Raw genomic sequence first — 22,160 nt, 5'->3', positions numbered from 1 at the left:
GATCTGTTCCCTCTCCCCCAGGGAGAGGGTTAGGGTGAGGGGGAAAACCGATCTGTTCCCTTTCCCCCAGGGAGAGGGTTTGGGTGAGGGGGAAATCCCTACGCCGCTTCCCCGTGCTGCTGGAATTTATGTGCCAGCGGCAGCCAGCAGAACAAAATCATCACGCCCATTGCCGTCATCAGCATGCCGAGGCTGAATTGCCCGGTTTGTGGCAGCAGCGCCGAAAACCACGCCATCGCGCCTGAACCCATATTTTGCAGCCCGCCAACCAATGCCCCCGCAGTACCTGCAAGGAACGGGAATGGCTCCATCGCACCGCTGGTTGCCAGTGGGAATAGCATTCCTGCACCGAAGAAGAACAGCGCGGCCGGCACCAGTAGAGTCCAGATATTCATTACCCCGAACCAACCCGGTATCCACATCAAAATGCCAGCAACCAGGCAACTCAATACGGCTTGCCACATTAGCGCAGAGAAACGAGCATTTTGGCGGCCCGCATACCAGGAGCCAAAAAACGCCGCCGGAATCGGCAGGATAAACAGAATACTGACCACCACACCATTTAGCCCAAGTACACCGCCCATCAACACACCGGAACAGGCTTCAAACACAGCCACGCCTGCAAGGCCACCGACCAGCATCAGCAAATAACAATTAAACGAACCGCTACCGAGCAGCGCTTTATAGCTCGCCATCAGCCTTTGTGGTTTTTCCTGCACCGGGCGCGTTTCCGGCAGCCAGCGCAGCATGCAGAACGCCACAATCATGCACAGCACCAGCAGGAAACCGTAGCAAGCACGCCAGCCCCATACGGAATCGAGCATTCCACCGATGACCGGAGCCAACAACGGGCTGACCAGAATGCCCATATTCAACAAGCTGTTAGCAGAGCGAAGCGATGCCCCTTCGTAAAGGTCACGCGGCATGGTTCGTGCCATCACGCCCGCCACGCCAGTCCCCATTCCCTGGAGCGCACTGGCAATCACCAGTGCTGACAAACTGGTGGTAAACAGCGCCCAGAGTGTGGCGAGGATAAAAATACTCATGCCGGTGAGAATAACCGGGCGGCGGCCAATGCGGTCCGAAATCGGCCCGTAGACAAGTTGTGACACGCCATATGTCAGCAAATACGCAGCCATCACCTGCTGGATTGCGCCGCTGCGCACACCGAAATCGTGAGCCATATCGGGAATGGAGGGGATATAAATGGTTTGCGTCATTTGCCCGACAGCAACCAGCAGAACCAACATCATCAGCAGGTGAATATTAGCTAACTTTTTCATTTTCTCAGGTGCTATTTGTGGTGTAGATGCCTATTGTCAGTTTATAAAACTGACTGTGTGAAAAAATCGAGAGGAATCTACCACACAAAGACCGTGAAACCCTATGGCCTGGCACCTTTTGAGCAAGGGAGAAAATGGCAGCATGTAAAGCCTGAACGGCAATTTTTGTTGCCAGAAATGAGTGATGTGCCGCAGTGCGATCTAAAGACGAGAGATATCCTTGAAGTTAAAAATTATTATCAGGAGATACGCAGGGATGGATTTCGAAGCGAAGAAACAACGTGCGCTCAATTTGCTTGCACAAACAGGGATGTGGAAAAGCACTTATTCTCCACTCTATGTCAATTTTCTCTGGCGTTTTAATTTCAGGTGTCGGCCTCCTCATTTTGTTCCTTTTTATATGACTTTCCTGAACTTCAGCCTCTACTTTGGCGTGCTGTGGGGGGGAATTATGTGGTTTCTGCAATGGCGTCATGATGGAGATAGTGCTGAAGGCATATTGTTGAAAATACTGTCAGCAGGAGTGACGTTCGGTTTAATAATGACCATGTATTACGCCTTAAGTCGGTGGTATTACAAATTACCCGCCTGGGAAGATGTATAGCTTTTTTATTAAAAGGAGGCGGTTTCCCGCCTCCTTTTGGTGCGACTTGAAGGCCAGGAATTACTTGAAGTATTTCATGGCGACTTCAAGCAGTTGCAGTAACGCAACCATGAGTTTCAGAAACAAAATAGCCAGTTCCATTAAGCCCATACGCTTTCTCCTGTTACCAGGAGCACTTTCAGCCGACGAGCCTTTCCGCTGCCTGTAGCCCGCTGAATTTGTTGAGGTGATCCGATGTGCTCCTCTGAGGTTAAGGCACTGACGGCACCACCCGTTTCAGCCAGGACTTAAATTGCGCGGCGGTTTGCGGCCTCAGAGCACATCACATTCAACACACTCATTATATTCAATGTACTGTATAAATAAACAGGTAGGTAATGAAAATGCGAACAGCTTCGCAAGCCATAGATTTATGCATTGTTCACATAAGCAGCAAGTATTTGCACCTGGGTGGGTTTCGTCGTATATTTTGGAGGTTGATGTGATCTGGTGTGCGAAGCAGTAAAAACACTAGCAGCAAAAACAAAAAACCTCGCCTCACCAGCGGGGTTTTTTGCTTTTGTGGGTTCTGAAATTGACTTAGTTTTAAAACCCGTGGGGAACGGATTGCCCGAATCCATCGCCGCTGTCAGTACTGTTATCCTGCCGTCCTCGTGCTTCCAGTCTATCGGCACGCATTTTCTCGCTTATTTCTCTGCGCTGCTCAGTGGTTAAATTTTCACGGCCATAATACTGATCCGGATATTTCGAGCGCATGATTAATGCCTCGTTAGTCTCTGCCGGGCTAATGGTTTTATGCCCGTCATAGCCTGAGGTGTCAGTCGAAGAACAGCCAGCAATGGTGAGCGGGATAAGCAGTATCAGAGCGTATTTGTAAGCCATATTTGTTCCTGAACCAGCACGATGGTAAGCGTATTCACGCAGCGTATCATGGATAGTTTAGCTGCGACTGTCTGCCGCCACACGATTCGGCGAAATGTTTAAATACACTCTTTCCCGCTACTTTTCTCACCCATTCTGATTCGCGAATTACCCTTAATGAGCTTGCTAATTATTCGTAAACTGAATCCGGGAGAGAAGCATGATTAAGCATCGTTATTCCAGGCTGTTACTGAGTCTGCTTTTTGTGAGCGTTGGGGCGATAGCAGTCTCACCACCAGGCAACGTGATAAAACCCACGCGCGGAACAGTGGATGCGCTAAACGGCAACACTCTTGAAATCACGACGCGGCAGGGTGAAAAGCTCAAGGTTGGGCTGACAGATAAAACTAAAGTGAATAGCGTCAGCCAGGCAAAAATAAGCGACATCAAGCCAGATAGTTTTATTGGCACAGCAGCTGTTTCGCAGGCTGATGGCACGCTTAAAGCCATGGAAGTGCACGTCTTTGCACCGAGTTTGCGTGGCTCCGGCGAAGGGTTTAACCCGTTTGAGTCCGCCGATGGCAATGTGAATACCATGACCAATGGCACTGTTGGCAAACTGGTGAACACCAATGGCCGTACGATGACGGTAAAGGTTAAAGACCAGGAAAAAACGGTGATCGTGCCGGATGACGTGCCCGTTGTGCTGATTAGCCCGGGGGATAGATCACTGTTGAAACCGGGAACTCACGTTGTGTTGTTCGCCATGAAAGACGAGAAAGGTCAGTGGGTCGCGCGCGGGGTTTCTGCGGGTAAAGATGGCATTACACCGCCGATGTAATGACGGGGGAAATCCCCGCCCCGGCAAGTGGCCTGGGCGGGATGCCATCAAATCCAATGATTAAGACAATGGACTCAGCGTAATTTCTACGCGGCGGTTCTGTGCTTTGCCTTCAGCGGTGCTGTTGCTGGCGATTGGATTTGCCGGGCCAGCTCCTGTGGTGCGCACACGGTTTGCGGCCACACCTTGCGTGATAAGTGCGCTACCCACGCCATCTGCACGCTGCTGGGAAAGCTTCATGTTCAGCTCCTGGCTGCCGGTGCTGTCGGTGTAACCCACAACGTTAACTGCAGTTTTTGGATACTCTTTCAGTACCATTGCCACGCCGGTTAAGGTGTTTGCGCCCGCCGGTTTCAGCGTCGCGCTGCTGCTATCAAAGGTCACATTATTTGGCATGTTCAGCACGATGTTGTCACCATTACGCGTCACACTCACACCCGTTCCCTGCATTTTTTCGCGAAGTTTCGCTTCCTGCACATCCATGTAGTAACCCACGCCACCACCTAATGCAGCGCCCGCAGCGGCACCAATCAGAGCCCCTTTGCCGCGATCTTTTTTCGATGAGGAAAGTGCGCCAACGCCAGCGCCTACCAGTGAGCCAATGCCTGCTCCGATCCCAGATTTTCCTGCTTCACGCTCGCCGGTGTAAGGGTTGGTAGTACAACCAGAAACTGCTAACGTGCCGCAAACAAGAGCGGCAATCATCATGACGCGTTTTTTCATCTCATTTCCTTTGTGAATTTAGTAACTCAACCGCATGTTCGGCGGCGGTTGATTATGCCGTGTGAATGTGTAGAAATTTCTATAGAGTCGTCTGAATTTGTAAACAAAATATTGAGTGGCCATCAGGCCGCCACCTGCCCACTACCTGCAAACAGGGGAGCCCGAATTGGCAAATACATCCTCATCAAACAAGAAAGTTCTCACAGCCGCACACTGGGGCCCGATGATAGTTGAAACTGACGGCGATCGCGCCCTGCGTTCAACGGGCGCACTGGATACCGGGCATGAGAACTCGTTGCAAAGTGCTGTGCCAGACCAGGTACACAGCAAGGCTCGCGTGCAATTTCCGATGGCACGTAAAGGGTTTCTTGCTTCGCCCGACGCACCACAAGGCGTGCGCGGTGAGGATGAGTACGTACGCATCAGTTGGGATGAAGCGCTGCAACTTATTCACCAGCAACACCAACGTATTCGCATGACGTATGGCGTGGCGTCTATTTTCGCGGGTTCTTACGGCTGGCGCTCCAACGGCGTGCTTCATAAAGCGGCGACATTATTGCAGCGCTATATGAGCCTCGCGGGCGGTTATACCGGGCACCTGGGCGATTACTCAACCGGTGCCGCGCAGGTCATCATGCCGTATGTGGTTGGCTCAAATGAAGTTTATCAGCAACAAACCAGCTGGCCGTTAGTGCTCGAGCACAGCGATGTGGTGGTGCTGTGGAGCGCCAACCCATTGAACACGCTAAAAATTGCCTGGAATGCCAGCGACGAACAGGGCGTGAAGTTTTTTGAGCAACTAAAAAATAGCGGCAAAACCGTGATCGCCATTGATCCCATGCGATCGGAAACGGTGGATTTCTTCGGTGAAAATGCCCAGTGGATTGCCCCGAATATGGGGACGGATGTAGCGCTGATGCTGGGTATCGCGCATACGCTGGTTAAACATGGCTGGCACGACACGGAATTCCTCGCACGCTGTACCTGTGGCTACGACAAATTTGCCGCTTATTTGACGGGCGAATCAGACGGTCAGCCGAAAAACGCCGAGTGGGCAGCGAAGATTTGCGGTGTGCCGGTGCAAACCATTGAATACCTGGCGCAGGTATTTAGCCGCAACCGCACCATGCTGATGTCGGGCTGGGGGATGCAGCGCCAGCAGTATGGCGAGCAAAAGCACTGGATGTTGGTCACGCTTGCAGCGATGCTGGGGCAAATTGGTACGCCGGGCGGTGGTTTTGGTTTGTCTTATCACTTTGCGAACGGTGGCAACCCGACGCGACGTGCGGCGGTACTCGGTTCAATGCAGGGAACGGTGGCAAACGGTAGTGATGCTGTCGAGAAAATCCCGGTGGCGCGTATTGTTGAAGCGCTGGAAAACCCAGGCGGTGAATATCAGCATAATGGTCTTGAAAAAGTGTTCCCGGATATCCGCATGCTTTGGTGGGCGGGCGGCGGTAATTTCACCCATCATCAGGATACCAACCGTCTGATTAACGCCTGGCAGAAACCTGAACTGGTGGTGATTTCCGAATGCTTCTGGACCGCTGCTGCAAAACACGCGGATATTGTGTTGCCGATCACCACATCGTTTGAGCGCAATGATTTAACGATGACCGGTGATTACAGCAACCAGCACCTGGTGCCGATGAAGCAGGTGGTTTCGCCACAGGGTGAAGCGCGTGATGATTTAGCGGTTTTCGCCCGCCTGAGCGCATTGTGGGAAGAGGGTGGCGACGCACGTTTCACTGAAGGAAAAACCGAGCTGCAATGGCTGGAAGAATTCTATGACATTGCGCGCAAGCGCGGTGCGGCGCAGCAGGTCGAATTGCCGGAATTTAATCAGTTCTGGGAAGCTAACCAGCTGATAGAAATGCCGGAAAGTGAAAAGAATGCCGGGTTTATCCGTTTCGCTGATTTCCGTGAAGATCCACAGGCTCATCCGTTAAAAACGCCAAGCGGAAAAATTGAAATTTACTCCGAACGTATCGCCAGTTTTGGTTATGCAGATTGCCCGCCGCACCCGACCTGGCTTGCTCCGGACGAATGGCAGGGGAATGCACAACCAGGCCAGTTGCAGTTGCTCTCATCTCACCCGGCGCACCGTCTTCACAGCCAGCTTAACTATTCGGCGCTACGTGATAAATACGCGATTGCCGGGCGTGAGCCGTTAACGCTGCATCCTAAAGATGCGGCTGAACGCGGTATTGCGGATGGCGATTTAGTCCGGGTCTGGAATGCGCGTGGGCAGGTTTTGGTGGGCGCACTGGTCACTGACGGTATTAAGCAGGGCGTGGTCTGTATTCATGAAGGCGCATGGCCGGATTTGAATAACGATAAGCTGTGTAAAAACGGCGCGGTGAACGTGCTGACGCTGGATATCCCAACCTCGCGGCTGGCAAATGGCTGTGCGGCAAATTCGTCATTGGTATGGGCCGAAAAGTATCTCGGCCCAGTGCCTGTTATTACGGCGTTTGATCCGCCTGCCAGCTCATAATCCACGTCGGGTGGTGCGTTTCATTTTGCCAGGCGCTTTCTTCAATGCGAAAGCCCTGGTGATGGTAGAAATGCACCGCTCGTTGGTTCTTCTGGTAAACCTCGAGACTCAGTGAAGGGTAAAGTGCTTTCACGTGTTTCATCAGCGCTTGCCCAATCCCCTGGCCGATAAATGGCTCGCTCACAAACAGCGCACCAATAAACAGTGAATCCAGCACGCTAATAAACCCCACCATTTTGTCCTGATGCCAATAAACCCAGGTCGCAGATTGCGGAATATAAACATTTCGTACGATGGACTCACTTTCATACCAGTAGCTTTCGCTAATAAAAGGATGCGCCTGAATCGTGCTGGCAAGCCAGATGCTAATCAGTTCATCCATTTCACCAGGCTGCAAGCGGCGAATCATTTGAGGTTGTCAGGGTGGCAGAAACAGCTGGTGACATGGTCATTCACCAGTCCGCAGGCCTGCATAAATGAGTAGCAAATTGTTGAGCCAACAAACTTAAAGCCTCGTTTTTTAAGGGCTTTTGCAAGCGCGTCCGAAGCCGGTGTGGTCGTCGGGATTTCAGCAAGCGTTGCCGCTTGCGTAACCTGTGACTGGTTATCGACAAACGACCAGACAAAATCCGAGAATTTTTCGCCGTTGGCTTCCATCGCCAGATACGCTTTCGCGTTATTTATGATGGCTTCTATTTTGCCGCGGTGGCGGATAATTCCCGCGTCCTGCACCAGTTTGTCGACATCTTCAGGCTGCAGTAAAGCCACGGCTTGCGGATCGAAGTTTTTAAAGCAGCGGCGGTAATTCTCGCGTTTTTTCAGCACGGTTATCCATGATAAACCGGCCTGTTGTCCTTCAAGGCAAATCATCTCAAACAGGTGTTGTCCGTCAGTTACCGGCACACCCCATTCCTTATCGTGGTACTCGATATAGAGCGGGTCATTGGATACCCATCCACAACGCAGCATACGTTTCTCCTTTGATGAAATTTCTCGTGCCAACTTGACGTGCGAAATAAAGCGACAATAGTTAATTCAGGGCCATCTTGATACACCATGAGTTATTTAGGGGTTATCCGCAAGCCCGACAAAAAGACTAATAATATCGCCGGATTTGGCTCTTTTCTGGAGTCGCTTAATGATTATAAATATACGCAGTGGTCATCGTGTCACTCTCACCACGGTGCTGGCTTTGTGTTGCCTGCCCTATGCTACGAATGTATTTGCCTGGCAACAAGAATACGTCGCCGAAGAAGCTTCGGGTGATGCGCAGGATCGCTATACCTGGGACAGTAATCACCAACCAAGTTATAACGATATTCTCGCAGAAAGGATCAATTCTTCGTTCACCTCCCAAAACCAGGAGGGGCTGATGCTCGTCTCTGGTAACGACAACGTGAGCACGGATAACTCACATTTGGGTGTCGGCTGGAATATCTCTTTGCCCGGAAATATCACCACCGGACCGACGGCAAAGTACAGTTGGGATGGCTCATCAACCGGGATTTATAACGAATACGGTGATTCTGCCGTCGCTACACATTTTACCGATCAAGTCTGGCATGCCAGCGTTTCTAGCGTTGGCTGGCGCATGGATTCATCCGTTGGCTATCTGCGCCCGTGGGCACAGGTTAGTTATAACCATCAGTATGGTGAGAACCTCTGGAAAGCGCAGTCAGGGCTGAGAGCGAACACCGTGACAGGCCAGGACGCAAGCTGGATGGATGTCACCGTCGGTGCTGATATGCCGCTGGGGAAAAATATGGCGGCGTTTGCGTCTATGTCGCAAGCCGAAGGGTTAACCACGGGTGAGGCTTATATTTATAATGTCGGTGTGAGCGCGCAATTTTAAGTAAAGATAATCGCCCATTTCATTAACCTTAAATTAAAGCATTTAACATTTAATGTTCGGTATTCACGTGCCTTATATTGATAGTGGCTACTAACAAATACAGTAATTAAATCGTCGTCCAGGTCATTCATTCCCTCTCAGGTGCATTTCATTCCGGGCTGAGTGCAACTCATGCCTTTTTCTCCTGGAATAAAATGCACTTCGTTACTCTTGGCAGCAGAAGATTTCTCTTAAAATTTTGCGGACATCTGCCATGAATACTGCTTCCTACAACCGTACTCGCTGGTTAACTCTGATCGGCACCATCATTACTCAGTTTGCTTTGGGTTCTGTCTATACCTGGAGTTTATTCAACAGCGCCCTGTCGCAAAAGTTGGGTGAGCCAATCAGCCAGGTGGCATTCTCCTTTGGTTTATTAAGCCTCGGCCTCGCGATTTCCTCTTCCGTTGCGGGTAAATTGCAGGAACGTTTTGGCGTTCGTAAAGTGACGATGGCGGCTGGCGTGCTGCTGGGTGTCGGCTTCTTCCTGACCGCACACTCCAATAACTTACTGATGTTGTGGCTGAGTGCCGGTGTGCTGGTGGGTCTGGCAGATGGCGCAGGTTACCTGTTAACGCTTTCCAACTGCGTGAAGTGGTTCCCGGAGCGTAAAGGCCTGATTTCTGCGTTTGCCATTGGTTCTTATGGCCTCGGCAGCCTGGGTTTCAAATATATCGATACCCATTTACTGGCAACTTACGGCCTTGAAAGCACCTTTATGATTTGGGGTGGCCTGGCGATGGTGATGATTCTTCTCGGGTCATTACTGATGAAAGATGCGCCATTGCAGGAAGTGAAAACCGCCAACGGCGTGGCTGAAAAAGATTACACCCTTGCAGAATCTATGCGTAAACCACAGTACTGGATGCTGGCTATCATGTTCCTGACAGCGTGCATGAGTGGTTTGTATGTTATTGGTGTTGCGAAGGATATTGCGCAGGGTATGGTTCACCTGACTGCGGAATCTGCGGCAAATGCGGTAACCGTTATCGCGATTGCTAACCTGAGTGGCCGCCTGGTGCTGGGTATTCTTTCCGATAAGATTGCTCGTATCCGCGTTATCACTATCGGTCAGGTTATTTCTTTGGTCGGCATGGCTGCACTGTTGTTTGCCCCACTTAACGAAGCGACTTTCTTTGCAGCGATTGCCTGTGTCGCGTTTAACTTTGGCGGCACCATCACCGTTTACCCATCACTGGTGAGTGAGTTCTTCGGTCTGAATAACCTGACTAAAAACTACGGTGTGATTTACTTAGGCTTCGGTATCGGCAGCATCTGTGGCTCGATCATCGCTTCCATCTTCGGCGGTTTCTACGTGACCTTCTGCGTCATCTTCGCACTGCTGATTTTGTCTCTGGCGATTTCCACCACCATTCGCACTCCAGCACGTGAAGTTTACCAGGAAGCTCACGCCTGATAGCGAGCCATTAATGCCGCAAACCATGCCGCCGGGACGTTATACGGCGGCATCATTAATTGTGAAATCCCCTGCTCTATAATATTTTCCGCCTGCGCTCTTAAGCTCTCATTTCCCCGTTGTAAACCCGCCAATTGAATGCGTTTTTCTATCAAGTAGACCCGGGCAAAGTGTGGGTCGTAGCGCAAAATTTCACGCGTGTTATCAATGATATCTGCCAGCTTTATTGTTTGCGCATCACTACTGGCACTGGCGGTATGCAGGAAATGCGCGCGCTTGCGGTTCATGCGGTTAGTACCCGACGGCAGTTCGGGGTTCGTCACCATTGCTACCAGCGTTGCTACGTCCGGGCCAAAGTGCTCCTGAATGTCGATAAGCGTGGTGCCTGTGTCTTCTACGGTATCGTGCAGCCAGGCTGCCGCGAGCATTTCCTCAACGGAGCAAACACTCCTGACCAGTTCCACCACAGCCGCAGGATGGACGATGTAAGGCTCAAGGGTATATTTGCGGCGCTGGTCGCAAGCAGCATGCGCCTTTGCGGCATACCGGCGTGCACGTTCTTCCAATGACAGCATGATTTTTTCTCCGCATCACCACAATGCCTAATGTTTCCCACAGTTATGCTGCTCAATACAATTGCTTTGTGCACGGTGTATCGACTTTTTTCTCGATTCAGCATGCTCTGATTAATGTAAACAACAGACCAGATCACGTTTTTTGGCGATACTTTTTTCTTCCCCTATGTTCTACTTATTCGCGCCAAAAATTGGCTAAGAATCATCCCGATTCAATCTCTATTTTTTATCACTCAGAATTTTCTTTGTAATGAGGAGTCTGAGTGATGCTGATGACTTTTCTCTTTTGCTTTATTTTTTCGGACAACCTGCATGAATTACGTTAAATCGATGACCCAGCAGAAGCTCTGCCTTCTGTTAGCGGTGTACATCGGCCTGTTTTTAAACCTTTCAGTTTTCTATAATCGCTTTATGGGATTTGCTCAGGATTTTAGCAGCCTGAAAGCGTTATCTATGATTGTTGAAGTGGTGGCTTGTGTTCTGGTCACTTTCTTTTTATTCCGCGTGTTATCTCTGCTTGGAAGAACTGTCTGGCGAATTCTCGCCACGCTGATTGTGTTGTGTTCCGTCGGTGCCAGCTATTACATGACGCTGCTTAACGTCGTGATCGGCTATGGGATTATTGCCTCGGTGATGACCACGGATATCGACCTTTCTAAAGAAATTGTCGGCTATCAATTCGTGATGTGGATGGTGCTGGTCAGCGCAATTCCGCTGGTTCTTATCTGGGGAAGCAACACTCGCGATACGCTTATCAACCGGCTGAAAACACCTGGCCAACGCATCAAAAATATCGCCATTGTGCTGCTGGCTGGTTTGATGGTTTGGGCACCGCTGCGTTTGCTTGATAAACAGCAAAATACAACGGAAAAGCGCTCAACTGTTGATATGCCAAGTTATGGCGGCGTGGTGGCTAACTCCTACCTGCCATCAAACTGGGTTTCGGCTTTAGGCCTGTTTGCCTGGGCTCAGGCGGATGAATCTAACGACAACAGCTCGCTGATGAACCCGGCAAAGAAATTTACTTATGTCGCGCCAAAAGAGCTGGATGATACCTACGTTGTGTTTGTGATTGGCGAAACCACACGCTGGGATCACATGGGTATTCTCGGCTACGACCGCGATACCACACCAAAACTTTCCCAGGAGAAGAACCTGGTCGCATTCAGAGGTCAATCCTGCGATACCGCGACTAAGCTCTCCCTACGCTGTATGTTTGTGCGTGAAGGCGGTGCGGAAGATAACCCGCAGCGTACGCTGAAAGAGCAGAACGTTTTTGCGGTACTCAAACAGCTCGGTTTCAGCTCAAACCTGTTCGCGATGCAAAGTGAAGTGTGGTTCTACGGCAACACCATGGTTGATAACTTCTCTTATCGTGAGCAGATCGCGGCTGAGCCACGTAACCGTGGTAAGCAAGTCGATGACATGCTGCTGGTCGAAGAGATGAAGCGTTCGGTTGATGAGCATCCTAAGGGTAAGCATTTAATTATCCTGCATACCAAAGGCTCTCACTTCTCGTATGTGCAACGTTACCCGCGTAACTTCGCAAAATGGACGCCAGAATGCGTGAGCATTGATAAAGAGTGCAGCAAGCAGCAGCTGATTAACGCTTTTGATAACTCGGTGTTGTATACCGATACCGTGCTTGAACAAGTGATTTCTGAGCTGCGTGATAAGCGTGCGATTATTTTCTATGCCTCTGACCACGGTGAGTCTATCGACGAGCACAAACACCTGCACGGTACACCACGTAATATGGCACCACCTGAGCAGTTCCGTGTGCCATTGCTGGTTTGGGCATCAGATAAGTATCTGGAAAACCCGGATCGTGCTCGTGAGTTTGCACACATGCAGGAGCAGGCAAAAATGAAAGTGCCGCACCGCCATGTGGAATTGTACGACACCATCATGGGTTGCCTGGGTTATACGTCTCCGGACGGTGGTATCAACCAGAACAACAACTGGTGCCATGTGCCAGAAAAGAAGGCCGCACAGTAACTTTTTAGCCTGATGTGCTGAAATTTAAAGCAAACAGACGGGATTTTCAGTTTCAGGGATTGACGGTTAAAACGGTGCGCAGTAATATGCGCTCCGCATTCGGCGAGTAGCGCAGCTTGGTAGCGCAACTGGTTTGGGACCAGTGGGTCGGAGGTTCGAATCCTCTCTCGCCGACCAATTTCAAGAAAACCCAACCGCAAGGTTGGGTTTTTTTACGTCTGTAGATTATGAGGATGAGAATCTCCGCAGGAGGTTTGAGCCGAGCGCAGCGAGACAACGTTGCTTCAGCAACGGCCCGCAGGGGAATAATCCTCTCTCGCCGACCAAATTTAGAAAAGACCAACCTTCGGGTTGGTCTTTTTGCATCTGTAGTTTGCCGCCGCGCTTATCGCGCATTGCTCACCCCCCAAATCTTGCCAAAATATCCGCTTCATCGCCCAACACCTGTCTTTATATGATTTTGTGACATATTCCATCGTATTTTGTTATGGAAAATCGTGGGTTAATGCCCCGTTGCTTATGTTTCATACCAGCATGATTCACTCTAAGAGACATAGATCACAAAACTTATCGTTCAGATAATCAGCATCTGGCAAGAAATTTTACAGAATTGGCACAACTGGTTACGACTCCCGCTCGTCTTTTAATCAGTGGAATATTCTGGGTGCAGGGCAGTAGCATAAATTTCCCTGCTGGAAACAGAGCTACTGGCTTTTTTTAAACTTTGTTCGCGGATTCTCACCTCGGTTGTAAATCCCCGTTACCTATATTGACGTTTAACTCATCTGTTGACAGATTGTAGGGCGTGAGGGGCAAATTATGGACAGTCCGCACTACCACACAGCTAGCCTGACGAAAGGAACACCTGGCCTCACCACCGCCTCCGGGCACACCGTACAGACCGCACTCAAATAACAAAGGTCTAACGGTAAAAACAACACATCTCACAACGGAGCAGAAGAATGAGTCTTTCCTTGAAGAAGTCAGGGATGCTGAAATTTGGTCTGAGCCTGGTGGCCTTGACCGTAGCAGCTAGCGTTCAGGCAAAAACCCTGGTTTATTGCTCAGAAGGTTCCCCAGAAGGTTTCAACCCTCAACTGTTCACCTCTGGTACAACTTACGATGCCAGTTCAGTGCCTATCTATAACCGCCTTGTTGAGTTCAAAACGGGCACCACTGAAATCATCCCAGGACTTGCTGAAAAATGGGAAGTCAGCGCAGATGGTAAAACCTATACCTTCCACCTTCGTTCAGGTGTGAAGTGGCAGGACAACAAAGATTTCAAACCAACACGCGATCTGAATGCTGATGACGTGGTGTTCTCTTTTGATCGTCAGAAAAACGCCAACAACCCGTATCACAAAGTTTCTGGCGGCAGCTACGAATACTTCGAAGGCATGGGTTTATCTGACCTGATCAGTGAAATTAAGAAAGTGGACGATAATACCGTTCAGTTCGTGCTGACGCGTCCAGAATCGCCATTCCTGGCTGACCTTGCGATGGACTTCGCCTCTATTCTGTCCAAAGAATACGCTGACAACATGATGAAAGCGGGCACGCCGGAAAAAACTGACCTGAACCCAATCGGTACCGGTCCGTTCCAGCTGCTGCAATACCAGAAAGATTCTCGCATTCTGTACAAAGCGTTCCCGGGCTACTGGGGCACCAAACCTCAGATCGATCGTCTGGTCTTCTCCATCACGCCTGATGCTTCTGTGCGTTATGCCAAACTGCAGAAAAACGAGTGCCAGGTTATGCCGTATCCAAACCCGGCTGACATCGCTCGCATGAAACAAGACAAGAGCATCAACTTGATGGAACAGGCTGGCCTGAACGTGGGTTACCTCTCCTTCAACACCGAGAAGAAGCCGTTTGATGACGTGAAAGTGCGTCAGGCGCTGACTTACGCGGTGAACAAAGAAGCGATCATCAAAGCGGTTTATCAGGGCGCAGGCACTGCGGCTAAAAACCTGATCCCACCAACTATGTGGGGCTACAACGATGACGTGAAGGATTACACCTACGATCCTGAGAAAGCAAAAGCGCTGCTGAAAGAATCCGGCCACGCTGACGGCTTCACCGTTGATCTGTGGGCAATGCCGGTACAACGTCCGTACAACCCGAACGCTCGCCGTATGGCTGAGATGATTCAGGCTGACTGGGCGAAAGTCGGTGTGACCGCCAAAATCGTGACCTACGAGTGGGGCGAGTACCTGAAGCGTGCCAAAGCCGGTGAACACCAGGCTGTGATGATGGGCTGGACCGGCGACAATGGGGACCCGGACAACTTCTTCGCCACCCTGTTCAGCTGTGCGGCGGCTAAAGATGGTTCTAACTACTCTCGCTGGTGCTACAAGCCGTTTGAAGACCTGATTCAACCTGCGCGTGCCACAGACGATCACAACAAGCGTATCGAGCTGTACAAGCAAGCTCAGGTCGTGATGCATGACCAGGCTCCGGCGCTGATCGTTGCTCACTCCACGGTATATGAGCCTGTGCGCAAAGAAGTGAAAGGTTACGTGGTTGACCCATTGGGCAAACACCACTTTGAGAACGTGTCAGTAGAATAATACTGGTAGATATCCCCCTCACCCCGACCCTCTCCCTCAGGGAGAGGGAGGAGATCGAGAGGGATTTTTTCCCTCTCCTGGGGGAGAGGGCTAGGGTGAGGGCGACAAGTCCAACACCCGACGCCATCCTCCAGGTTTGTGGAAATTTTTGTGAGCAATACAATCCTGCCTCAATTTATGCTAACCGTCAGATTTCTGGTTGCAGGAAGGCGGCAAGCTCGGGAATCCTCAGGAGCTTACTTGAGTAAGTGACTGGGGTGACTGAGTGAAGCCAACGCACCTGTGGCCTGAAAGATGAGGGTTAGGGCGGGAGATTACAGAGAATCCGGGTTATGTTGCAGTTCATCCTCCGACGTCTGGGGCTAGTTATCCCCACTTTTATCGGTATTACCCTACTTACCTTCGCCTTCGTGCACATGATTCCCGGTGACCCGGTAATGATTATGGCCGGTGAGCGCGGTATCTCTCCTGAACGTCATGCTCAGTTGTTGGCTGAACTTGGCCTCAACAAGCCTATGTGGCAGCAATACATCCATTACATTTGGGGTGTGATGCACGGCGACCTGGGCATTTCGTTAAAAAGCCGTCTGCCTGTGTGGGACGAGTTCGTACCGCGTTTTAAAGCGACCATGGAACTCGGTATCTGCGCGATGCTGTTTGCCGTTGCCGTGGGTATTCCGGTTGGTGTGCTGGCTGCGGTTAAACGCGGTTCCGTGTTTGACCACACCTCTGTTGGCCTTGCGCTGACAGGCTATTCCATGCCTATTTTCTGGTGGGGCATGATGTTAATCATGCTGGTTTCCGTCTACTGGAACCTCACCCCGGTATCAGGGCGCATCAGCGATACGGTCTTCCTCGACGACTCCTTACCGCTCACCGGTTTTATGCTGATAGACACCGCTATATGGGGTGAGCCTGGCGACTTCATTGATGCCGTAGCGCACATGATTCTGCCAGCCGTCGTGCTCGGTACCATCCCACTGGCGGTTATCGTGCGTATGACGCGTTCATCAATGCTGGAAGTGCTCGGCGAAGATTACATCCGTACCGCACGAGCTAAAGGCCTGACGCGTATGCGCGTCATCGTGGTACACGCTCTGCGTAATGCCATGCTACCGGTTGTGACAGTTATCGGCCTGCAGGTCGGTACGTTGCTGGCGGGTGCCATTCTGACGGAAACCATCTTCTCCTGGCCGGGCCTTGGCCGCTGGCTGATTGATGCATTGCAACGTCGTGACTACCCGGTAGTACAGGGCGGCGTATTGTTGGTCGCGACGATGATTATCCTCGTGAACCTGATTGTCGACCTACTGTACGGCGTGGTGAACCCGCGTATACGCCATAAGAAATAAGGGCCATCATGACGCAAGTAACAGAAAACAAAGTGGTAGCGGCGCCAGTACCCATGACGCCATTCCAGGAATTCTGGCACTACTTTAAACGTAATAAAGGGGCGGTCATCGGCCTGGTGTATGTCACCGCGATGATCCTGATCGCCATCTTCGCCAACGTGCTGGCGCCACACGGCCCGGCAGAACAGTTCCGTGATTCACTGCTGCACCCACCGGTCTGGCAGGATGGCGGTAGCTGGCAGTTCCTGCTGGGAACCGATGACGTAGGCCGTGACATCATGGCTCGCCTGATGTACGGCGCGCGTTTGTCGCTGCTGGTAGGTTGCCTGGTGGTTGTGCTGTCGCTGATTATGGGCGTGGTACTTGGCCTGGTTGCGGGCTACTTTGGTGGCCTTATCGACAACATCATCATGCGTATTGTCGACATCATGCTGGCACTGCCAAGCCTGCTGTTGGCGCTGGTGCTGGTGGCGATTTTCGGCCCGTCGATAGTCAACGCCTCGCTTGCCTTAACCTTCGTTGCGCTGCCGCACTATGTGCGACTGACGCGCGGTGCGGTGCTGGTTGAAGTCAACCGTGACTATGTGACCGCTTCTCGCGTGGCGGGTGCAAGTTCAATGCGCCAGATGTTCATCAACATTTTACCGAACTGCCTGGCACCGCTTATCGTGCAGGCCTCTCTTGGCTTCTCTAACGCCATTCTCGATATGGCCGCTCTCGGCTTCCTTGGCATGGGTGCGCAACCGCCAACACCAGAGTGGGGCACCATGCTCTCCGATGTGTTGCAGTTCGCGCAAAGTGCTTGGTGGGTGGTCACCTTCCCAGGTGTCGCCATCCTACTGACGGTGCTGGCATTTAACCTGATGGGTGACGGGCTGCGTGATGCGCTCGATCCTAAACTCAAGCAGTAAAGGGCTACGTAATGGCGTTATTGAATGTAAATAAATTATCGGTGCATTTCGGCGACGAAAAGACACCGTTCCGTGCCGTAGACCGCGTGAGTTACAGTGTAAATCAGGGCGAAGTTGTCGGTATTGTTGGGGAATCTGGTTCCGGTAAATCGGTCAGCTCGCTGGCGATTATGGGGCTGATTGATTACCCAGGCCGCGTAATGGCGGAAAAACTGGAATTTAACGGCCAGGATCTGCAAAAGATTTCTGAGAAAGAGCGTCGTAACCTGGTGGGTGCCGAAGTGGCGATGATCTTCCAGGACCCGATGACCAGCCTCAACCCTTGCTACACCGTCGGTTTCCAGATTATGGAAGCCATCAAGGTGCACCAGGGCGGCAACAAGAAAACCCGCGTTCAGCGAGCTATCGACCTGCTGAACCTGGTGGGTATTCCCGATGCGGCTTCGCGTCTGGACGTTTACCCGCACCAGCTTTCCGGCGGTATGAGCCAGCGCGTGATGATCGCGATGGCGATTGCCTGTCGTCCTAAGTTGTTGATTGCCGACGAACCAACCACCGCGCTGGACGTAACTATCCAGGCGCAAATCATCGAGCTGTTACTGGAACTCCAGCAAAAAGAGAACATGGCGCTGATCCTGATCACCCATGACCTTGCGCTGGTGGCTGAAGCGGCACATAAAATCATCGTGATGTACGCCGGCCAGGTGGTGGAAACAGGTGCATCGCGCGATATTTTCCGCGCGCCACGCCATCCGTACACCCAGGCACTTTTACGTGCATTGCCTGAATTTGCACAGGATAAAGCACGCCTGGCGTCATTGCCGGGTGTGGTTCCGGGTAAATACGATCGCCCGAACGGCTGCCTGCTCAACCCACGCTGCCCGTATGCGACAGATAAGTGCCGCAGCATAGAACCAGAACTGAACCTGGTGGATAACGGGCGTCAGTCCAAATGCCACTTCCCACTCGATGATGCCGGGAGGCCAACGCTATGAGTACCGATAAGGCCACTGCGCAACCTCTGTTGCAGGCCATCGACCTGAAAAAACACTACCCGGTGAAGAAAGGCCTTTTCGGCCAGGAACGCCTGGTAAAAGCGCTGGATGGCGTTTCATTTGAACTCGAACGTGGCAAAACGCTGGCCGTGGTGGGTGAATCTGGCTGTGGTAAATCCACGCTGGGCCGCCTGCTGACGATGATCGAAATCCCAACTGGTGGTGAACTGTATTATCAGGGCCAGGATCTGCTCAAGCCTGATGAAACAGCTGAAAAGCTGCGTCGCCAGAAAATCCAGATCGTCTTCCAGAATCCATACGGCTCGCTGAACCCGCGTAAAAAAGTGGGGCAAATTCTTGAAGAGCCGTTGCAAATCAACACCAGCCTGAGCAAAGCCGAACGCCGTGAAAAAGCGTTGGCGATGATGGCGAAAGTCGGCCTGAAAACCGAGCATTACGACCGCTACCCGCATATGTTTTCCGGCGGCCAGCGCCAGCGTATTGCTATCGCCCGTGGGCTGATGCTTGACCCGGACGTGGTGATCGCCGATGAACCAGTTTCGGCCCTCGACGTTTCCGTGCGAGCGCAGGTTCTGAACCTGATGATGGATTTGCAGCAGGAAATGGGGCTGTCGTATGTGTTCATCTCCCACGATTTGTCGGTGGTGGAACACATCGCTGACGAAGTGATGGTGATGTACTTAGGGCGCTGTGTGGAGAAGGGCACCAAAGACCAGATCTTCTCTAATCCGCGCCACCCGTACACCCAGGCGCTGTTATCAGCCACGCCGCGCCTGAACCCGGACGACCGCCGCGAACGCATCAAACTCACCGGTGAGCTGCCAAGCCCGCTGAACCCACCGCCAGGCTGCGCGTTCAACGCCCGCTGTCGCCGTCGCTTTGGGCCGTGCACGCAGTTGCAACCGCAGCTCAAAGAGTACGGCGGTCAGTTGGTGGCTTGCTTTGCTGTTGATCAGGATGAGAACGGGGAAATTCGGTAGTAAGTTTATTGAAGGCCCTTTTGAGAGAAAGGGCTTTCTTTTAAAGATAATTAATTTTTAAAACTCTATTGTCAATACTATAGAACTCTTAATATCTTACATGGAATTGGAGTGATAACATTTAGGTATATCGACAAGTTAGGAAGAACCTCTCTGTGTAAATAATAAACAAGACAAAGAGGCTTTAGTTAATGTTATATAATCATATTAATAACATTAATATTTTGTATCACTTTCATCTATAAAATCATCACCTTTACTATCATCTAATTTATCATCTTTTTGATTGGGTGAAATTTTGATATGGAAGAGATCATCATAAATTGATGAACTGCTGAGAGCTTTTCGCCATGAATTTTCAGGTTGATATTCTTTATTTGTATTAAATAAATTAGCGAGTGCCTCCATGGCTTTTTTCCTAATCTCGTCATTGTACGTAGTGGATGGTATTGAATCATTCAAATCATCTACTGAAGAGTTGTTGTTTTCCTCTCTATTTAATTTTATTATATTAGATACCTCAGAAAATGAGGACTCTTCAATTTTAGCATTTAAGAACTCTGTGGCATCTTTTAGGAATAAAGTTGTATCATACATTTTAAAATTAGAAGTGTTCGTTACTGAATAAAATTCAGTTTGGAGTGACTCTAAAGGGCCAATTATTTTCGTTCCGATTTGATACCACCAATCATCTTTCATATCATCAGTGACAAATACTACATTATGAACTTGTTCCGACATGGCCATTCTTAAAATCTGTTTCCAAATTACATAGTCACCATATTCTCTTTTATATTCTAAACCAGCATAAACATAATCATTCACTCCTGATTTTTTAGAATCTTTAAAACCTGGTGGTATTTTTTTATTATATCTTAAAGAACCTTCTGTATAAATACTCTGCAACTCTTCTGCAGAGAATGGTTCCCCTACCCTCGAATCGAATATTTTATCAAAGCCTTCTCTTATCGCATCATGAGAGCGAACATCTGGTTTGAGGTTTCTTTGTTTTTTAAAAATATCTTCTTTGAATTTTTCTGTTAATGAAGTTATCTCTTCTAATAACCCTTCTAATGCTTCTGCAAGTATAGGAAGTCTTTTTTTTATTTTAAGTTCAGCAATGAGTTTACTATTTATTTTATTTTCAATATCGCTGAAGCAATTTAATATTCGATCAAAAGTAGCCCTTTCTTGATCTATTATTTCTAGTCTGCGCATTTGATACTCTAATACGACTTGGTGAGGTAACCAAACTCGAGAGCAAATTCTATCCAATACACCAAAAAAATCTTTTCTTGTATTTTCTTCATAGCTATAAAAATTTAGTAATACATTAGTGTCAAATACAAAAATAGTATTGGGGTTTTCCCATAAATTAGCTAGTTCATTAGCTTTTGGGGTATAAAATCCTTTAAATTGATTTCTCATATATGATCCTACAGGTTGTTCTTAAGCCAATGACTAACATTTGATTGCAACCCTGTCCAAGCTCCGATCCCAGATGATTTTATGACTAATAGTTTATCATCATTATCCATAAACTGTTTCAAATGATCTCTTATTACTGAAGATGAATCATCGCTGATGATTATCCATAAAGACTCCGTTGGGTGTGCCCAGTTGGAATATTTTTTAATCTCATTTATTAAAGACTTATAATCTTTGTTCTTAATTAAATCATAAGAAATTATATACGCAGCCATATATCCTCTCAATTATCAGTTTAGCTAATTAAAACTATCTTATACTAACTTCCAACCGCTTCAACTCTTCCCTACCAAGCGTCTTCAACCAATTCCCCAAACTCATTCCAGCTTCCTTCGCTGCAACTTCAAACTGAGCTTTCAGTTCCGGCGTGATGCGGATCTGAAATGTTGGAGATTTACCGGATTTGGACTGAATAGTGTCCCTTTTCATCGTTGACATGTACGTGTCTCCAAGCATAATGAGTGCTATTCAGGTACGTACCATTATATGGGAAAACCTGAAAAGATCGCCCCCGCCAGGTATTGGAGTACCAGACGAGGGCTTACCACAAACGTTAACTGATTAGGAGTAACGCTATGGCTATCGCCGATAGTAACACAATCGCTCGCCCTGAAATCGAGCCTGCAATCACCACTTTGTTAAAAACCCCGCTCGGCAATCACTTGGATCTATTCGAAATTCTTGATAGCTGCCAGTTCCATATCGACGCATTGATCGAAAACGACAACAACACTGAATGTATGGCGCTGTGTGGCCGTTTGCTTGCGGCGCTGGAGATGTTGAAATTCACGCTCAACGTCCCGCTTCCCACGCATTTAATCGAACGCCTGACGATAGATGTCGCAACCGATGATAATTATCGCTGCCCACTTTCAACGGATTCGGAAACTATGCGCCAATATTGCGCGGCATTAACGATGCTGCTCTTGCAACGCCAGCAAACGGCTGAACAAAACGAGCAGGTCACTGGTTTGCTATTCGAATTGGTTAACGTGCTGATCGAAGATCTTAAAACCCCGCGCTTTGTTCGTACGGAATCTGGATTGGTGATGATGAGCGGCGAGGCAGTGCCGGGGATCCACTAGGTTTTATGGGGTGGGAATCGTTACGGCTTTCCACCCTTAAATAACTGCCAACTGAACATATAAACCCC

Annotated in this window: 22 protein-coding genes, 1 tRNA gene and 1 other RNA gene; 14 read left to right on the top strand and 10 right to left on the bottom strand. The window is 49.8% G+C overall.

Features of this window, described 5'->3' with window-relative positions; translation table 11 throughout:
• Positions 1–98: 98 nt before the first annotated feature.
• Positions 99–1,283, bottom strand: coding sequence for a multidrug efflux MFS transporter EmrD (emrD, locus tag M975_RS18710; protein ID WP_064561381.1), 1,185 nt, complete (start codon positions 1,281–1,283; stop codon positions 99–101).
• A gap of 256 nt (positions 1,284–1,539) precedes the next feature.
• Between emrD and M975_RS18705 the strand changes: the two genes are divergently transcribed.
• Entirely contained in the window at positions 1,540–1,887 is a 348-nt protein-coding gene (locus M975_RS18705; protein WP_064561380.1) for a DUF6404 family protein, read from the top strand.
• A gap of 60 nt (positions 1,888–1,947) precedes the next feature.
• On the opposite strand, the gene M975_RS23030 is transcribed toward M975_RS18705, so the two are convergent.
• Both M975_RS23030 and M975_RS18700 read right to left on the bottom strand, forming a co-directional pair.
• Complete coding sequence (locus tag M975_RS23030; protein WP_122974051.1) at positions 1,948–2,037, bottom strand: type I toxin-antitoxin system toxin TisB; 90 nt, start codon at positions 2,035–2,037, stop codon at positions 1,948–1,950.
• A gap of 435 nt (positions 2,038–2,472) precedes the next feature.
• Positions 2,473–2,769: a hypothetical protein gene (locus M975_RS18700; RefSeq protein WP_064561379.1), complete on the bottom strand. Its 297-nt coding sequence runs from the start codon at positions 2,767–2,769 to the stop codon at positions 2,473–2,475.
• A 199-nt stretch (positions 2,770–2,968) separates the two neighbouring features.
• Between M975_RS18700 and M975_RS18695 the strand changes: the two genes are divergently transcribed.
• Positions 2,969–3,589 (top strand): hypothetical protein, encoded by a 621-nt coding sequence (locus M975_RS18695; RefSeq protein ID WP_064561378.1) that lies wholly within the window; start codon positions 2,969–2,971, stop codon positions 3,587–3,589.
• Positions 3,590–3,649: 60 nt separating this feature from the next.
• Here the strand turns inward: M975_RS18695 and M975_RS18690 are convergent, their stop codons facing one another.
• Complete coding sequence (locus M975_RS18690) at positions 3,650–4,312, bottom strand: OmpA family lipoprotein (RefSeq protein ID WP_064561377.1); 663 nt, start codon at positions 4,310–4,312, stop codon at positions 3,650–3,652.
• 166 nt (positions 4,313–4,478) lie between these two features.
• On the opposite strand from M975_RS18690, the gene M975_RS18685 reads away from it, so the two are divergent.
• Positions 4,479–6,809, top strand: coding sequence for a molybdopterin guanine dinucleotide-containing S/N-oxide reductase (locus tag M975_RS18685; RefSeq protein WP_064561376.1), 2,331 nt, complete (start codon positions 4,479–4,481; stop codon positions 6,807–6,809).
• Here M975_RS18685 and M975_RS18680 read toward each other — a convergent pair.
• Together M975_RS18680 and tag are read right to left on the bottom strand one after the other, a co-directional pair.
• Positions 6,778–7,218: an N-acetyltransferase gene (locus M975_RS18680; RefSeq protein ID WP_064561375.1), complete on the bottom strand. Its 441-nt coding sequence runs from the start codon at positions 7,216–7,218 to the stop codon at positions 6,778–6,780. The two genes, M975_RS18685 and M975_RS18680, sit on opposite strands and share 32 nt — an antisense overlap.
• Complete coding sequence (gene tag / locus M975_RS18675) at positions 7,215–7,778, bottom strand: DNA-3-methyladenine glycosylase I (protein ID WP_064561374.1); 564 nt, start codon at positions 7,776–7,778, stop codon at positions 7,215–7,217. Before tag ends, M975_RS18680 begins: the two co-directional genes overlap by 4 nt.
• 169 nt (positions 7,779–7,947) lie before the next feature.
• Here tag and M975_RS18670 point away from each other — a divergent pair, with 169 nt between their 5' ends.
• Positions 7,948–8,661 carry an autotransporter domain-containing protein gene (locus M975_RS18670; protein ID WP_064561373.1) on the top strand — a complete coding sequence of 238 codons (714 nt, stop codon included), beginning with the start codon at positions 7,948–7,950 and terminating at the stop codon, positions 8,659–8,661.
• A 253-nt stretch (positions 8,662–8,914) separates the two neighbouring features.
• Positions 8,915–10,117 carry an L-lactate MFS transporter gene (locus tag M975_RS18665; RefSeq protein WP_064561372.1) on the top strand — a complete coding sequence of 401 codons (1,203 nt, stop codon included), beginning with the start codon at positions 8,915–8,917 and terminating at the stop codon, positions 10,115–10,117.
• On the opposite strand, the gene M975_RS18660 is transcribed toward M975_RS18665, so the two are convergent.
• Entirely contained in the window at positions 10,108–10,692 is a 585-nt protein-coding gene (locus M975_RS18660; RefSeq protein ID WP_064561371.1) for an HD domain-containing protein, read from the bottom strand. The genes M975_RS18665 and M975_RS18660 overlap by 10 nt on opposite strands.
• Positions 10,693–11,004: 312 nt before the next feature.
• On the opposite strand from M975_RS18660, the gene eptB reads away from it, so the two are divergent.
• The 8 genes from eptB to dppF all read left to right on the top strand — a co-directional run bounded on the left by eptB (position 11,005) and on the right by dppF (position 19,519).
• Positions 11,005–12,690 carry a kdo(2)-lipid A phosphoethanolamine 7''-transferase gene (gene eptB, locus M975_RS18655; RefSeq protein WP_064561370.1) on the top strand — a complete coding sequence of 562 codons (1,686 nt, stop codon included), beginning with the start codon at positions 11,005–11,007 and terminating at the stop codon, positions 12,688–12,690.
• Between the two features lie 100 nt (positions 12,691–12,790).
• A tRNA-Pro gene (locus M975_RS18650) sits at positions 12,791–12,867 on the top strand.
• 36 nt (positions 12,868–12,903) lie between these two features.
• Positions 12,904–13,016: non-coding RNA, RtT sRNA (locus M975_RS18645), on the top strand.
• Between the two features lie 636 nt (positions 13,017–13,652).
• Entirely contained in the window at positions 13,653–15,260 is a 1,608-nt protein-coding gene (gene dppA / locus M975_RS18640; protein ID WP_064514767.1) for a dipeptide ABC transporter periplasmic-binding protein DppA, read from the top strand.
• Positions 15,261–15,592: 332 nt separating this feature from the next.
• On the top strand, positions 15,593–16,612 hold the full coding sequence (gene dppB, locus M975_RS18635; protein WP_064561369.1) for a dipeptide ABC transporter permease DppB: 1,020 nt from the start codon (positions 15,593–15,595) through the stop codon (positions 16,610–16,612).
• An 8-nt stretch (positions 16,613–16,620) separates the two neighbouring features.
• Positions 16,621–17,523 carry a dipeptide ABC transporter permease DppC gene (gene dppC, locus M975_RS18630; RefSeq protein ID WP_064561368.1) on the top strand — a complete coding sequence of 301 codons (903 nt, stop codon included), beginning with the start codon at positions 16,621–16,623 and terminating at the stop codon, positions 17,521–17,523.
• 11 nt (positions 17,524–17,534) lie between these two features.
• Positions 17,535–18,518, top strand: a complete 984-nt coding sequence (dppD, locus tag M975_RS18625) for a dipeptide ABC transporter ATP-binding protein (RefSeq protein WP_064561367.1) — start codon at positions 17,535–17,537, stop codon at positions 18,516–18,518.
• Entirely contained in the window at positions 18,515–19,519 is a 1,005-nt protein-coding gene (gene dppF / locus M975_RS18620) for a dipeptide ABC transporter ATP-binding subunit DppF (RefSeq protein ID WP_064561366.1), read from the top strand. Before dppD ends, dppF begins: the two co-directional genes overlap by 4 nt.
• Before the next feature lie 216 nt (positions 19,520–19,735).
• Here dppF and M975_RS18615 read toward each other — a convergent pair whose 3' ends face one another.
• Genes M975_RS18615 through M975_RS18605 form a run of 3 tightly spaced genes read right to left on the bottom strand, consistent with a single transcriptional unit; the run spans position 19,736 to position 21,445 of the window.
• Entirely contained in the window at positions 19,736–20,947 is a 1,212-nt protein-coding gene (locus tag M975_RS18615; RefSeq protein WP_064561365.1) for a PIN-like domain-containing protein, read from the bottom strand.
• Positions 20,948–20,955: 8 nt separating this feature from the next.
• Complete coding sequence (locus M975_RS18610; protein WP_064561364.1) at positions 20,956–21,222, bottom strand: hypothetical protein; 267 nt, start codon at positions 21,220–21,222, stop codon at positions 20,956–20,958.
• Between the two features lie 34 nt (positions 21,223–21,256).
• Positions 21,257–21,445, bottom strand: a complete 189-nt coding sequence (locus tag M975_RS18605; protein WP_064561363.1) for a toxin-antitoxin system HicB family antitoxin — start codon at positions 21,443–21,445, stop codon at positions 21,257–21,259.
• 137 nt (positions 21,446–21,582) lie between these two features.
• Between M975_RS18605 and M975_RS18600 the strand changes: the two genes are divergently transcribed.
• On the top strand, positions 21,583–22,092 hold the full coding sequence (locus M975_RS18600) for a hypothetical protein (protein ID WP_064561362.1): 510 nt from the start codon (positions 21,583–21,585) through the stop codon (positions 22,090–22,092).
• Positions 22,093–22,160: the final 68 nt, after the last annotated feature.

The organism is Buttiauxella brennerae ATCC 51605 (genome assembly GCF_001654925.1).
GTDB classification, from domain to species: Bacteria; Pseudomonadota; Gammaproteobacteria; order Enterobacterales; family Enterobacteriaceae; genus Buttiauxella; species Buttiauxella brennerae.
Note: the sequence above shows the minus strand (reverse complement) of the source record. Positions and strands in the feature narration are given on the sequence as shown.